This window comes from Amycolatopsis sp. FDAARGOS 1241 (assembly GCF_016889705.1).
GTDB lineage: Bacteria > Actinomycetota > Actinomycetes > Mycobacteriales > Pseudonocardiaceae > Amycolatopsis.
Genome location: NZ_CP069526.1, coordinates 9,573,580 through 9,586,243 on the forward strand (window position 1 = coordinate 9,573,580; position 12,664 = coordinate 9,586,243).

At 71.1% G+C, this 12,664-nt stretch carries 14 protein-coding genes; 7 read left to right on the forward strand and 7 right to left on the reverse strand.

Annotation, left to right across the window (positions count from 1 at the left end):
* Window positions 1-248: 248 nt before the first annotated feature.
* From I6J71_RS46375 to arfB, 5 genes are all read left to right on the forward strand, one after another.
* Window positions 249-488, forward strand: a complete 240-nt coding sequence (locus I6J71_RS46375) for a DUF397 domain-containing protein (protein ID WP_204092660.1) — start codon at window positions 249-251, stop codon at window positions 486-488.
* Window positions 475-873, forward strand: coding sequence for a hypothetical protein (locus tag I6J71_RS46380; protein ID WP_204092661.1), 399 nt, complete (start codon window positions 475-477; stop codon window positions 871-873). The genes I6J71_RS46375 and I6J71_RS46380 overlap by 14 nt, the downstream gene beginning before the upstream one ends.
* 215 nt (window positions 874-1,088) lie before the next feature.
* The gene (gene purF, locus I6J71_RS46385) at window positions 1,089-2,615 is read left to right on the forward strand and encodes an amidophosphoribosyltransferase (RefSeq protein ID WP_204092662.1); all 1,527 of its coding nucleotides are present in this window, start codon (window positions 1,089-1,091) and stop codon (window positions 2,613-2,615) included.
* A gap of 30 nt (window positions 2,616-2,645) precedes the next feature.
* Window positions 2,646-3,716 carry a phosphoribosylformylglycinamidine cyclo-ligase gene (purM, locus tag I6J71_RS46390; RefSeq protein ID WP_204092663.1) on the forward strand — a complete coding sequence of 357 codons (1,071 nt, stop codon included), beginning with the start codon at window positions 2,646-2,648 and terminating at the stop codon, window positions 3,714-3,716.
* Window positions 3,717-3,749: 33 nt separating this feature from the next.
* The gene (gene arfB, locus I6J71_RS46395) at window positions 3,750-4,178 is read left to right on the forward strand and encodes an alternative ribosome rescue aminoacyl-tRNA hydrolase ArfB (RefSeq protein ID WP_239154302.1); all 429 of its coding nucleotides are present in this window, start codon (window positions 3,750-3,752) and stop codon (window positions 4,176-4,178) included.
* A gap of 537 nt (window positions 4,179-4,715) precedes the next feature.
* Here arfB and I6J71_RS46400 read toward each other — a convergent pair.
* The 3 genes from I6J71_RS46400 to I6J71_RS46410 form a co-directional block, all read right to left on the reverse strand.
* A complete protein-coding gene (locus I6J71_RS46400; protein ID WP_204092664.1) occupies window positions 4,716-5,465 on the reverse strand; it encodes a GNAT family N-acetyltransferase in 750 nt (249 codons plus the stop codon).
* A gap of 892 nt (window positions 5,466-6,357) precedes the next feature.
* Window positions 6,358-7,017, reverse strand: coding sequence for a VanZ family protein (locus tag I6J71_RS46405; protein ID WP_204092665.1), 660 nt, complete (start codon window positions 7,015-7,017; stop codon window positions 6,358-6,360).
* Between the two features lie 258 nt (window positions 7,018-7,275).
* Window positions 7,276-8,172: a Gfo/Idh/MocA family protein gene (locus tag I6J71_RS46410; RefSeq protein WP_204092666.1), complete on the reverse strand. Its 897-nt coding sequence runs from the start codon at window positions 8,170-8,172 to the stop codon at window positions 7,276-7,278.
* Window positions 8,173-8,303: 131 nt separating this feature from the next.
* Between I6J71_RS46410 and I6J71_RS46415 the strand changes: the two genes are divergently transcribed.
* Window positions 8,304-8,555, forward strand: coding sequence for a hypothetical protein (locus I6J71_RS46415; protein WP_239154303.1), 252 nt, complete (start codon window positions 8,304-8,306; stop codon window positions 8,553-8,555).
* Between the two features lie 367 nt (window positions 8,556-8,922).
* Here the strand turns inward: I6J71_RS46415 and I6J71_RS46420 are convergent, their stop codons facing one another.
* Complete coding sequence (locus tag I6J71_RS46420) at window positions 8,923-9,777, reverse strand: 3-hydroxybutyryl-CoA dehydrogenase (protein ID WP_204092667.1); 855 nt, start codon at window positions 9,775-9,777, stop codon at window positions 8,923-8,925.
* A 108-nt stretch (window positions 9,778-9,885) separates the two neighbouring features.
* Window positions 9,886-10,074, reverse strand: coding sequence for a DUF3073 domain-containing protein (locus I6J71_RS46425; RefSeq protein ID WP_204092668.1), 189 nt, complete (start codon window positions 10,072-10,074; stop codon window positions 9,886-9,888).
* Window positions 10,075-10,281: 207 nt separating this feature from the next.
* Between I6J71_RS46425 and I6J71_RS46430 the strand changes: the two genes are divergently transcribed.
* Window positions 10,282-11,178: a hypothetical protein gene (locus I6J71_RS46430; RefSeq protein ID WP_204092669.1), complete on the forward strand. Its 897-nt coding sequence runs from the start codon at window positions 10,282-10,284 to the stop codon at window positions 11,176-11,178.
* On the opposite strand, the gene I6J71_RS46435 is transcribed toward I6J71_RS46430, so the two are convergent.
* Both I6J71_RS46435 and I6J71_RS46440 read right to left on the reverse strand, forming a co-directional pair.
* Complete coding sequence (locus I6J71_RS46435; protein ID WP_204092670.1) at window positions 11,159-12,097, reverse strand: asparaginase; 939 nt, start codon at window positions 12,095-12,097, stop codon at window positions 11,159-11,161. The genes I6J71_RS46430 and I6J71_RS46435 overlap by 20 nt on opposite strands.
* The gene (locus I6J71_RS46440; RefSeq protein ID WP_204092671.1) at window positions 12,094-12,660 is read right to left on the reverse strand and encodes an aerial mycelium formation protein; all 567 of its coding nucleotides are present in this window, start codon (window positions 12,658-12,660) and stop codon (window positions 12,094-12,096) included. Before I6J71_RS46440 ends, I6J71_RS46435 begins: the two co-directional genes overlap by 4 nt.
* Window positions 12,661-12,664: the final 4 nt, after the last annotated feature.

Genomic DNA, 12,664 nt, shown 5'->3' on the forward strand with positions numbered 1-12,664 from the left:
GGCGACTTCTTGGCGCAGGGCGACGAACCCGCAATCAACAGCGACCCTGTGTGATACTTCACCCCTTCAGGTGGTGCTCGATACGCCCGACTGGGACTTTCTACTGAACCTTGTCGTCACGCAGTGAGAAACTTGCAGAAACTTCTGCACGTGCATTTACCGCTGCATGCGCGCGTGCTAGCGTCCCAGTCACAGGTAGATGCACGTGCAGATTCCTGAGCTTTTCACCGTCCCGGAAGGTGGGGATCATGGCTGAGCGGTTCGAGAACGGCATTGCGGCCGATCGTTTGACCGGCGCCCAGTGGCGCAAGGCGAGCTACAGCGGCGCCGTGGGCAACTGTGTGGAGGTCGCTCCGCTGGCCTCAGGAGAGATCGCGATGCGCAACTCCCGCTTCCCGACCGGCCCCGCGCTCGTCTACACCCACGCCGAGATGGCCGCCTTCCTCGCCGGGGCGAAGGACGGCGAATTCGACGATGTCCTCGGCTGAGGCCCTCGGGTCCCGCTACGACGTCGAGACCGGCCTGCAGGAGCTCATGAGCCGCGGGTACCAGTTCGTGCACCAGACGGACGCGAGCGGCGAGGTCGAGGCCGTGGTCGGCGTGCGGGTGCACGACAACGTGGTGGACGTCGTCCGGCTCAACGCCGAGGACGACGTGGTCGCGACGCGGCTGCCGGGGACCGAGGACAACGTCTTCGCCCCCGAGAAGTGGTTGTGGCGTCGCAGCGGCGACGCGGCCGGTGTGCTGACCGAGGTGCTCGCCCTGCCTGATGAGGCCGGCACCGACGACACCGACGACACCGCCACTGCCCCCGCGAAGGGCTGCTGGGTGCCCGGGCGTGGCGGCACGTCCAAGTGGCTCGCCGCTCGCTGAACACCCCGAACTCCAGGCCCCGGTCGACGTGGACGAGACACGCCGGCCGGGGCCTGGCTCATGTCCGGGGGTCGGGCGCAAGATCAACACCGGTCCGAAACGCGAGCACCGATCTCCCAGGAAGTGGGCAGCACCACGTCCTGTCCGGTGAACACGTCCTTAACAGCCCTTACACTTGGACTTGGCCCCGCCCACGTCTTCCTGGGAGCACCTCGGTGGTTTCCGACCAGTCCGCCAGCCCTGATCAGCCCGAACCGGAACCCCGTGAGGAGTGCGGCGTCTTCGGCGTCTGGGCTCCGGGGGAAGAAGTCGCCAAGCTGACCTACTACGGCCTGTACGCGCTGCAGCACCGTGGGCAGGAGGCAGCCGGCATCTCCGTCTCCGACGGTTCGCAGATCGTCGTCTTCAAGGACCTCGGCCTGGTGAGCCAGGTGTTCGACGAGCAGGTGCTGCAGTCGCTGCAGGGCCACATCGCAGTCGGGCACTGTCGTTACTCCACGACCGGCTCGACGATCTGGGAGAACGCGCAGCCGATCTTCCGCACGACCGCCACCGGCAGCGGGATTTCGTTCGCGCACAACGGCAACCTCGTCAACACCGCCGAGCTGCGCGACCGCACCGCGGCCGCCGGCCTCAAGCCGCACGCCGGTCTGACGGGTTCGTCCAGCGACTCCGACCTCGTCTGCGGCCTGCTCGCCGCGAACGCCGCCGACAAGGGCATCGAGGCCGCGGCCATGGAGCTGCTGCCGACGCTGCGCGGCGCGTTCTGCCTGGTGTTCGCCGACGAGAACACCCTCTACGCCGCACGCGACCCCCACGGCGTGCACCCGCTCGTGCTCGGCCGCCTCGAGCGCGGCTGGGTCGTGGCGAGCGAGACGGCCGCGCTCGACATCTGCGGCGCGTCGTTCGTCCGCGAGGTCGAGCCCGGTGAGCTCATCGCCATCGACGCGGAGGGCCTGCGCTCGTCGCGCTTCGCGAACCCGGAGCCGAAGGGCTGCGTGTTCGAGTACGTCTACCTCGCCCGCCCCGACACCACGATCGCCGGCCGCAGCGTGCACGCCACGCGGGTGGAGATCGGCCGTCGCCTGGCGGTCGAGCACCCGGCCGACGCCGACCTGGTGATGCCCGTGCCGGAGTCCGGCACACCGGCCGCGATCGGGTACGCGCAGGGATCGGGCATCCCGTACGGCACCGGCCTGGTGAAGAACGCCTACGTCGGGCGCACGTTCATCCAGCCGTCGCAGACCATCCGCCAGCTGGGCATCCGCCTGAAGCTGAACCCGCTGCGCGACGTGATCCGCGGCAAGCGGCTCGTGGTGGTGGACGACTCGATCGTGCGTGGCAACACGCAGCGCGCGCTCGTGCGCATGCTGCGGGAGGCCGGCGCGCTCGAGGTCCACGTGCGGATCGCGTCGCCGCCGGTGCGCTGGCCGTGCTTCTACGGCATCGACTTCGCCTCGCGCGCCGAACTGGTGGCCAACGGCGTCGACCTCGACGGCATCCGCCGCTCCATCGGGGCCGACTCCCTGGGCTACATCTCGCTCGACGGCCTGGTCGCGGCGTCGGAACAGCCCAAGTCGCGGCTGTGCACGGCCTGCTTCTCCGGCGAGTACCCCATCGACCTGCCCGACGACGCCCTCATCGGCAAGCACCTGCTGGAAAGCATGGAGTCGGTCAATGGGGCGGCGACTCCCGTCAGCCCCGCCGGGTACGGTGCCGAAGACGCCGTCCGGCGTCCCTAGTCAGAGTTGTCCAGTAGGGAGTCCGCTTCCGTGAGCGAGTCCACGAGCGCCACGTACGCCGCCGCCGGCGTCAGCATCGAAGCCGGTGACCAGGCCGTCGAGCTGCTCAAGCCCCACGCCGAGCGTGCCACGCGGCCGGAGGTGCGCGGCGGCGTCGGCGGCTTCGCCGGGCTGTTCTCGCTGAAGCTGGACAAGTGGAAGGAGCCCGTGCTCGCGTCGTCCACCGACGGCGTCGGCACCAAGATCGCGGTCGCGCAGGCGCTGGACAAGCACGACACCGTGGGCATCGACCTGGTGGCCATGGTCGTCGACGACCTCGTGGTCACCGGCGCCGAGCCGCTGTTCCTGCAGGACTACATCGCCGTCGGCAAGGTCGTGCCGGAGAAGATCGCGGCCCTGGTCGGCGGCATCGCCGAGGGCTGCGTTCAGGCCGGCTGCGCGCTGCTCGGCGGCGAGACGGCCGAGCACCCGGGCCTGATGGGCGAGCACGATTACGACGTGTCGGCCACCGGCGTCGGCGTGGTGGAGGCTTCGGCGCTGCTGACGCCCGAAAAGGTGCGCCCGGGCGACGTCGTGCTGGCCATGGGCTCGTCCGGCCTGCACTCCAACGGCTACTCGTTGGCTCGGCACGTGCTGCTGGACATCGCGCGCATGCCGCTCGACGGGCACGTCGAGGAGTTCAGCCGCACGCTCGGCGAGGAGCTGCTGGAGCCGACGAAAATCTACGCGAAGGACTGCCTGGCGCTCGCCGCCGAAACCGAGGTGCGCACGTTCGCGCACATCACCGGCGGTGGCCTGGAGGCGAACCTCGCGCGCGTGATGCCGCGGGGCCTCGTCGCGCGGCTGGAACGCGGCACGTGGACCCCGGCGCCGGTCTTCGCCCTGATCGGCCAGCGCGGCAAGGTCGAGCGCGCCGAGCTGGAGAAGACGTTCAACATGGGTGTCGGCATGGTCGCCATCGTGGCGGCCGAGGACGTCGACCGCGCCCTCGCGGTGCTGACCGCCCGCCACGTGCCCGCCTGGATCCTCGGCGACGTCCAGCCGGCGGAAGACCCGGACGGCCCGCGCGCGGTGCTGTCGGGGGACCACCCGCGGTTCTGACTTTTCGGTTGCCCCGGCTGCGAGACTGGTCCCGTGACTGAGGACGTGCCCGTCGGCTCCCGCTTCGTGATCCCGGCGGCTGAGCTGCGCGAGCGCTTCTCGCGCTCATCGGGCCCCGGCGGTCAGGGCGTGAACACGACGGACTCGCGGGTTGAGCTGTCGTTCGACGTGGCCCGGTCGGCGGTCGTCCCGCCTTCGCTGCGCGCCCGAATCCTGGACCGCCTGTCCGGCCGGCTCGTCGACGGCGTTCTGACCATCGCCGCGAGCGAACACCGCTCCCAACTCCACAACCGCGACGCAGCCCGCGAGCGGCTCGCGGAGGTTCTGCTGAAGGCCTCTGTACCACCACCCGCCCAACGCCGCCCCACCAAACCCTCCCGCGGCTCGAAGGAACGGCGCCTCGCGGCGAAAAAACGCCGCAGCGCCGTGAAACGCAGCCGGGGCGGCCGCTTCGACGATTAGGGCCGGGGCGGCGGGGGTGGTGATGCCGGGTGCGTTGGCTCGGCGCGACCGGTTCACGCGCGCGCTCAGGTGGGCGCGACCGGCCCGGCCGGGTCACCACGGTGGCGTGAGCGGTCCACTCATGCGGTCCGGTTGGCGCGAGCGGACCGTTCGCGCGATCGACGTGGCGCGGCTGTCCGCTCGACGACCGAGTTGGTCGGAGCGGTCTGGTTGCGCGATGGGCTCGGCGCGACTGGCCCAGCCGCGCCAGCGCGATGACGTGAGCGGTACATCCGTGCGCTCAGGTCGGCATGACCGGTCCACTCGTGCGGCGATCGCGGCGCGACCGGACCATTCGCGCGGGTGCCTCAGTGGAGTTGATCCGCACGCGCCGGTGAGCCGGCGCGTGCGGACCGTTCGCGCATCGATTCGGCACGATCGGGCCGTTCACGGGGGGGGGGGGGGGGGGGGAGTGTCCCGGAGAGACCGCTCACTTGTCCGCCGGAACGGTGCGAGTGGACCGTTCGTGCAGCGAAGGGGTGGGGTCGAGCGCGAGGGCTACCGCGGCGTCAGCGACAGGTGCACACACTCACCCGCCGGCTGGTAGCCCACGCGGCGGTACACCGTGGCGATGCCGAGGTCGCCCGGGGTGAGGAAGGCCGTGGGGGCACCGCGGGTGTGGACGAGGTGCGTGAGGTGCGCGGTGATCGCCGCGGCGATGCCGCGGTGGCGGTGCGGCTCGGCGACCGCGATGCCCGCGATCTCGGACGTGCCGTGGACGATCTCCAGAGCGAAGCCGCCGCCGATGATCGAGCCGGTGGTGGTGTCTTCGGCGAGGACTGCGCGGTCGCCGAACGCGCGGGTGCCGGCGAGTTCGGTGTCGGAGACTTCGGGGGAGGCGCCGAAGGCCACGTTCTGCGTCGAGCGCAGGCCGAGGAGATCAGCGTCCGACGAAGGGGTGCGAAGGGTGACGCCGGTGGGAGCCGGGCGCGGGACGAAGGTCGAGACGCCGCAGACCAGCAGCGGGATCCGGCGTTCCAGCGCGTAACCCTGGGTGACGAGCAGGACTTCGAGCGCGGGCGCCGCTTCGGTGAAGAACTCCAGTCGAGGCAACAGTCCGCGACTGGAGTACGCCGCAGTCAGCCCCGCGATCTCCGCGGGCGACGGCGCGGCGCCGTCGTCGGGGATGGCGTAGTTGAGCATCGGGTGGTCGGAGTCGTGGGCGAAGGTGGCGAGGAACGGGCCGATCCGCTCGACGTCACGGTTGCGAGGTGCGGTAGTGCGGACATACGCCTGAAGGGCGGACATGCTGGATGACCCTTTCGGGTTGAAGGAACCGCGCGAGGCGGGGCATCGGGACCCACGCCGCCGAGCCACGGGCACGCGCGAAACGCGCGCGCGTCCCCAGGCACGACGCGATGCAGGGGAACCGAGCGCGAAACCGCGCCGACGAAGCGCGTGGAAACCCGGTCAGCACGGAGCGCAGGCCCCACGCCAGACTCGGCGCGGGAAGATGACGTTGACGAAGCTCGCGTCAGGCCTGACGGCCGTCGCGAGCAGCGGCGGCAAACATAGGCGTTCCTTCATCCGGGGATCGGCAAGATCCGCTCAGTGAGTTCAGTATCCCGGCGACCGCAACCGAATATTTCAGCGCCGTCGCGGCCCAACCGCGGCGCTGGCATCGTCGGCGGCAGCGGTGTCTTGCACCTATCACCGGTCGCTGCCGAACCAGCGCGCTCGGCGTCGCATCGGACCGACTGCACCACTGACCGCGGCACTTGCCATGATGTCGGCGGTGCTCCGCGAATCGCCCCGGTTGCCGCCGGGTTCGCGTGTTCGGTGCTCGTCTGGTCTGGCCGGGGCACTTGCCGCGACGTCGGCATTGTCGGCGGTGGCTCGGCACGAATCGCCCCGGTCGTCGCCGGGTCCGCCTGCTCGGTGGCGCTCCGGTCCGACTGCGGCACTCACTGCGACGTCGGCATTGTCAGCGGTGCCCGCACCTATCGTGACGGTCGCTGCCGAACCCGCTCGCTCGGCGTCGCATCGGACCGACTGCACCATTGACCGCAGCGCAGGCGTCGTCACGGTGCTCCGCACCCATCACCCCGCTAGCCGCCAGACCCGCCGGCTCAGCGCCGCTCCGAACCCGCGCCGGCGGCGTCAGCCCCCGACAGCCGCATCTGCCGGCACGTCGAAAACCTCAGCGCCGCTCGGGATGGCCGACGCCCGCGTACCCCGTGTCCCACACCGAGCGCGGGACGCGCAGGCGCACGGGGGCGTGGCAGACCGTCCGCCGGACCTGGCGGGGGATCGGCGGCACGGGCGCGACGTCGAACACCCGCCACCCGCGCCGCGTCAGGGCTGCGCCCAAGGTCGCGCCCAGGGTGTTCAGCAGGACGTCGTCCGTGGAGGTCACGCGACCGATGTGGATGAGGAACTGCGTGGCCTCCACCAGCACGGACGCGGCGAACGCCGTCATCGCGATCCGGGCCAGCGAACGCATGCCGCGCAGGCGCAAGGGAACAAGGGCGCCGAGCGGTGACAGCAGCAGCACGTTGCCGATCACCTGCCACAGCGAGCCGTCGTCGGAGAACGCGGCGGAGAGGTCGGCGCCGGGGACCAGGTCGAGGGTGCTGACGGGCGCGGAGCCGACGGGCATGGTCACCAGCCACAGCACCAGCGCGCCCACCGTGACCGCCGAAACGTCGACGGCGGCGGTCGCCGACGCGTGGGCGAGACTCACGTCGCCACCTCTTCGGCGCCTGCGGACCGTGAGCAAGGGCCAGCAGAGCAGCGCGTACGGCAGCGCGATGGCCGTCACCGGAATGATCCCCCAGAAAGCGCGCAGCAGGGCTCCCATGCGCTTCCCTTCTCGAACCCCTCTGAACTGCTTCTTCCCGCCCTCCCAAGATCACCTTCGCATTGGGAGATCAACTCGGCACGTCCAGCCGGGCGCACTATTCGGTGATCTTTCCGGTGGCGCGAAACGGCTTCCCGTGGTTCGGTCGAGGCGCGGACCGTCCATAGTGGATGCTGTGGACAACTCTGTGGAAGAACCTTGGATGCGCGGCGAAAAGCCTTCGTCCACAAGGGAAAACAGGGGTTCGAACCCTGTGTACTACCCGGCCAGTTCGCGGGCGCGCTCGATGAGCGTGGACAGGTGTACGCCGCGGTGGACGTCGCACGGGTGCTTGGTCGTGCCGCTCGCGACCATCGCCGCGAAGTCGTCCAGCAGGGCGGTGTAGGACTCCCCGGCCGTGCCTGGTTTGCGGCCGATCGTCCGGTACCCGTGTTCGCCGTAAACGGCGATTTCGACCACGGTCGGCTGAACCGGCAGGCGCAACGACAGCGTCGCGGTGCTCGTGGCGCCGCCATCGTGGGCGAACATCAACTGCCACAGGTCGTCGGGCCCGCGGTGGGCCGCGAGCACGTCGGTGATCCGCCCGAGGGCGGCGTCGAGCAGGTCGAACGCGTGCGGGCCGACGTCCGCGAGCGCGCCGCCCGCCGCGTCGAGCCGCCAGGCCGACGTCGCGTACCGGCCGCCCAGCAGGGCGCCCGACAGCCACCGCGCGCCGCCGCCGCGCCAGCCGCCCGATCGGGCGAGGTCCTCGAGCCAGTCGCGTGTCTGCTGGGCGAACCGCAGGGTCAGCATCACCAGCGACGCGACACCGGCCCGCGACACCGCGTCGGCGAGCCGCTGCGCCCTCGCCAGGTCAGGCGCGATCGGCTTCTCCAGGATCAGGTGCTTGCCGGCCGCGGCCGCGCGCGTCGCGATCTCCGCCTGCGCGGCCGGCGGGACGGCGAACGCGAGTGCGTCGACCTGGGAGAACAGTTCGTCGAGGTCATTGGTCCCGACCGCGCCGTGGGCTTCGGCGAGCGCGCGGGCGTTCTCGGCGCGGCGGCCCCAGACGGCGGTGAGGTCCGTGCCCGGGTGCTCGGCCAGCCCCGGCGCGTGCACCGTGCTCGCCCACGGCCCGGTTCCGACGAGGCCGACACGCAGCTGTCCCAGGTCCACGCCCGGAAGTGTAGGTGTGGCCGGCACCGCTTTCGGCGGGTACCTCGGGTGGGTTCACGTCGGTCAGCTGTACACCACGAACGGGGGAAGCTGCGTACGGGGTTGTCGCGGCGTACTTCTACGGCCTGGCGATGAGCATGTTCACCTGGCCGTTCCTCGCGGGCACGTCGGCCCTCGACTTCGTGCCGGGCGCGCCACTGGGCGTGAACCTGCACCGGTTCCTGGTGTTCACCGTGCTGACGTCCACCCTGGGCTGGGACACCGGCCGCGCCTTGACGAACCTGATCGCGATCCTGGCCCTGGGCCCGGCGATCCTGACGATTCTCCGCCGCGCCGCCCGCCGAGCGGCGTTCGTCCGCCGAGCTGTCGTCCCCTCGAGGTGACGGGTCCGCGCACAACTTGCCGACAGGCTCGAGGGCACCGCGGCTCCCCGCCGGAGGACCGCTTGCGTCGCGCTCGCTGGTCGAAGGGACGGTTCGCGCGGCGCCGACGGGCCGACGGGACCACTCGTGCCGCCGCGCGAAGGGACCGTTCGCGTCGATGCGGTGGTGGACCACTCGCACAGCGCGAGCGAACACGCGGGACCATTCGCATGCGACCGAAGGCACGGTGGGACCGGTTGTGCCGATCCCCGCGACCGAGGGGGACTGTTCGCGCGGTTCTACCTGGTCGAGGGGACCGTTCGCGCGGGCGCCGGCGTACCTGAGGGACCGTTCGCGCATGCGCCACAGCGCCAAGCGCAGCCGGTCGTCAGTACGAGTAAAAACCCCGACCGGACTTCTTGCCCAGTAACCCCGCGTCGACCATGCGCAGCAGCAGCGGCGGGGCCGCGTACAGGGGCTCCTTGAACTCGTCGTACATCGAGTCGGCGATGGCCTTGACGGTGTCGAGGCCGATGAGGTCCGAAAGGCGCAGCGGGCCCATGGGGTGCGCGGTCCCCAGTTCCATGCCGCGGTCGATGTCTTCGGCGGTGGCGAAGCCGGATTCCACCATGCGGATCGCGGACAGCAGGTAGGGCACCAGCAGGGAGTTCACGATGAAGCCCGCGCGGTCCTGGGCCCGGATCACCGTTTTGCCCAGCGCCGCGGCGTGCTCCTCCGCGCGCCGCGCGGTTTCGTCGCTCGTGAGCAGCGACGGGACGAGCTCCACGAGCGGCAGCACGGGCACGGGGTTGAAGAAGTGGATCCCCACGACCTGGGCCGGCCGCTGGGTGGCCATCCCGATCTTCACGATCGGGATGGATGAGGTGTTGGAGGCGAAGATCGCATCGTCCCGGGAGACGATCTTGTCGAGCTGGCCGAAGACGTCGACCTTGGCCTGTTCCTGCTCGAGGATGGCCTCGATCACGAGATCGCGGTCGGCGAGGTCCGCCAGGTCGGTGGTGAAGCGCAGGCGCCCGAGCGCCGCGTCGGCGTCGTCCGCGGCGAGCTTGCCGTTCTTCACGGCCCGTTGGAGGGACTTCTCGATGCGCGCCTTGCCGGCGTCCAGTGCGGATTGGCTGACTTCGGTGATCACCACGTCCAAACCGGACTTGGCGTGCACCTCGGCGATCCCGGAGCCCATCTGACCCGCTCCGACCACTCCGACTTTCCGGACGTCCGACACTGGCGCATCTCCTTCGCGACTAGCGAGAACCGAAAATGGGCAGCACGCGACGCGCGAGGGTGGCGTCGGGCGCGTGCCCAGACCCCACCCTCGCGTAAGTCGCCCTGCTCAACGACGGTAGTCGTCGTACCCGTCGTCGTACGGGTCTTCGTACCGGTCGTCGTCCTCGTGCGTGTTGTTGTCCGAGGAATTACTCGACAGCTCGCGCTGCAAAGCATCGAAATCGGTGTCGTGGGAGCTGTACTTGAGCTCGCGCGCCACCTTCGTCTGCTTGGCCTTAGCCCGGCCGCGCCCCATGGCTCGACCCCCTCGCACAGGGGCGGGGCGGCCGGGGGAATCGGCGGCCCCGCATCGTCTCGACAGTTCTTTCCTGGTCACACCGTACCGTGTCCCGGGGGTTCGATGCGACGTGGCACGGTGTGCCGGTGGCGACAGTGTTCGCCCGACGCCGGTTACCGGCCTGTCGGTGGGGATCGGCGCAGGTGGGCGTGCCACGATGCTCTCGTGCTCCGTCCCTTCGTGGCCTATCTGCGGGTGTACGAACCCCTGCTCGCGCTGGGTGACCCGCCGGACGAGCGGCTGCGGGACGCCGTGGCCGCGGCGAAGCTGCGCCGTGCCGCGATCGGCGAGCGCGAGCAGTTCATGTGGCTCAAGTCACAGGCGGTCGTGCCGGCGCGGTTGCTGCCGGCCGAGCTCGCCGACGGGCGGCCGGCGCCGAGCCTCACGAACGACGTCCTCGTGCTCGACCCGTCGGAGGTGCCGGCCGGGCACCCCGGCGCCGGCCCGTTCGTGTGCCCGCTCGAGCTGCGCGCCCGCTCGGCCGCCGCGCTGGTCACCTTCCTCGGCGACGCGCACCCGGCGTTGAAGAACGCGGTGCTCGACGCCGGCGGCGTCACCGCCGACCGCGCCCGCTCGCGCACGAAGGCCGCGATGTCCGACCTCACCGCCGCCGCGGCCCACACCCTGACCACGACCTGGACGGTGCCGCTGCCGTGGTTCGTCCTCGTCGACCCCGACGAGCGCAAGCTCGTGCTCGGCAAGGGCCAGAGCGACCCCGCGCGCGAGCTGTCGTGGCGCACGTCGATGTCCGCCGCACTGACCCGCGCGGCCGAGGCGAGCGAGCTGATCGAGGGCGTGTTCGGCGACTCCGGCCCGGGCCGCGTGCTCGCACAGACGCGCCAGTGGCTCGAGAGCTTCGACCCGGAGTCCGTGGTGGAGCTCGACTACGGCGGCCTCGTGCAGCTGTTCGCCGACTCGATCCTAGAATCCGACACCACGGCCGAGGAGGTTCACGACATCCTCGACGCGCTGCGCACCGGCAACGTCGAGGAGCTGGCCGAACTGTTCTCCGAGTTGCGCGAGTTCTGGGGCGACCTCGCGGCTAGGGAGCACTCCAACTGACCCGCAGGTGACCGACGGGCCGGCCGCCACCGAGTACGGGCGGCCGCGCCAGCTCGTCGAGGTCCGCGACGTCGGCACCCAGGTGCGCGAGCACGGCCACGGCCAGCGGGGCGCACCCGCGCTTGGCTCCATCGGACATCTTCAACGCCACCGCGGTGCCGTCGGCCAGTGCGAACGCCAGCACGCCCTCGGCGCCGATCTTCGACAGCAGCCCCGGAACCGCACCCATCAGCACCGTGTCCTCCCGGTCGGTGCCGGCGACCAGCCACGGGTGCGCGCGCATCGCGTCGGCCACGCGCAGCTCCGCGGAACCGGTTTCGGCCTGCACCAGCCGGCCGAACGCGCGGGCCAGGCCGGTGAGCGAGTACGCGAACAGCGGCGCCCCGCAGCCGTCGACGCCGGTGGTGGCGATCGGCTCACCGGTCAGGTCCACCACGGTTTCGGCGATGGCCTTCTGCAGCGGGTGGTCCGGCTGCTCGTAACCCTCGGTCGGCCAGCCCGCGGCGACGCAGGTGGCGAGCATCGCGGCGTGCTTGCCCGAACAGTTCATGGTGACGCGCAGCGGCTCGGCCGCCGCGTGCAGGCTCGTCTCGTTCAGCGGGTACGCGGCCGGGCAGGTCAGCGCCGACTCGTCGAGGCCGGCGGCCGCGAGCATCGCAGCCACGCGCTCGACGTGGCCGGGCTCGCCGGAGTGGGATCCGCAGGCCAGGGCCAGGTCCGCGCCGTCGTAGCCGAGACCCGCGCGCAGCATGCCGGCGCCCTGCAGCGGTTTGGTGGACGAGCGAGGGAACACCGGGCTCGACGCGTCGCCCACCGCGTGCGTGACGCTCCCGTCCGGCGCCGTGATCACGAGCGAACCGCGGTGCACGCTTTCCACGAGGCCCGAGCGTTCGACCTCGACCAGAACCGGTTCCGTCACTCTTCGTTCCGGCCCAGCTCGGAGTCCAGCAGCTCGTCGACGCTCGCGGCACCGCGCTGGTAGCGGGCGGCGATTTCGGCGTTGAGCGTGTCCATCACGCCCTGCACCTGCCGCCGGAACGTGGACACGGACACCTCCTCGGTCGCGTACGTGTCGAGGGCCGTGGCGAGCTTCGAGTCGGTCAGCGAGCCGACGTCGGTGAGGTCGGTGTCGCCGATCAGCGCCTCGGCGTGGCGGCGGTGCTCACCCGCGCGCGACGGTTCGAGCTGCTGGTGGCGCCCGGAACCGGTGGCGGGGCCGAGCGCGTTGTCGGCGAGGATCGAGGCGAGCTGGTCGACGATGCTGGTGTCGCCGCCGGAGGACCGGCGCTGCTGTTCGGCGCGCACGATGTCGATCCGCGCGTGCAGCAGCCGGCGCAGGTACGAGAGGTCGGTCTCCTCCTGCGCGGCCTCGTCACGGCGTTCGCGCAGCACCGGCAGCGGCAGGTCGCCGAGTCCGGTGAGGTATCCCGGGGCGAGGACGCGGTCGATCCGCCGTCGCCCACCGGGACGCACTTCGATCACGGGC

Coding starts and splice junctions, on each gene's coding strand:
- I6J71_RS46405 (WP_204092665.1), bottom strand. CDS start 7,017: ATGGGAGCCCTGCTGCGCGCTTTCTGGGGGATCATTCCGGTGACGGCC.
- I6J71_RS46425 (WP_204092668.1), bottom strand. CDS start 10,074: ATGGGGCGCGGCCGGGCTAAGGCCAAGCAGACGAAGGTGGCGCGCGAG.
- I6J71_RS46415 (WP_239154303.1), top strand. CDS start 8,304: ATGAGCATGTTCACCTGGCCGTTCCTCGCGGGCACGTCGGCCCTCGAC.
- I6J71_RS46375 (WP_204092660.1), top strand. CDS start 249: ATGGCTGAGCGGTTCGAGAACGGCATTGCGGCCGATCGTTTGACCGGC.
- I6J71_RS46380 (WP_204092661.1), top strand. CDS start 475: ATGTCCTCGGCTGAGGCCCTCGGGTCCCGCTACGACGTCGAGACCGGC.
- I6J71_RS46400 (WP_204092664.1), bottom strand. CDS start 5,465: ATGTCCGCCCTTCAGGCGTATGTCCGCACTACCGCACCTCGCAACCGT.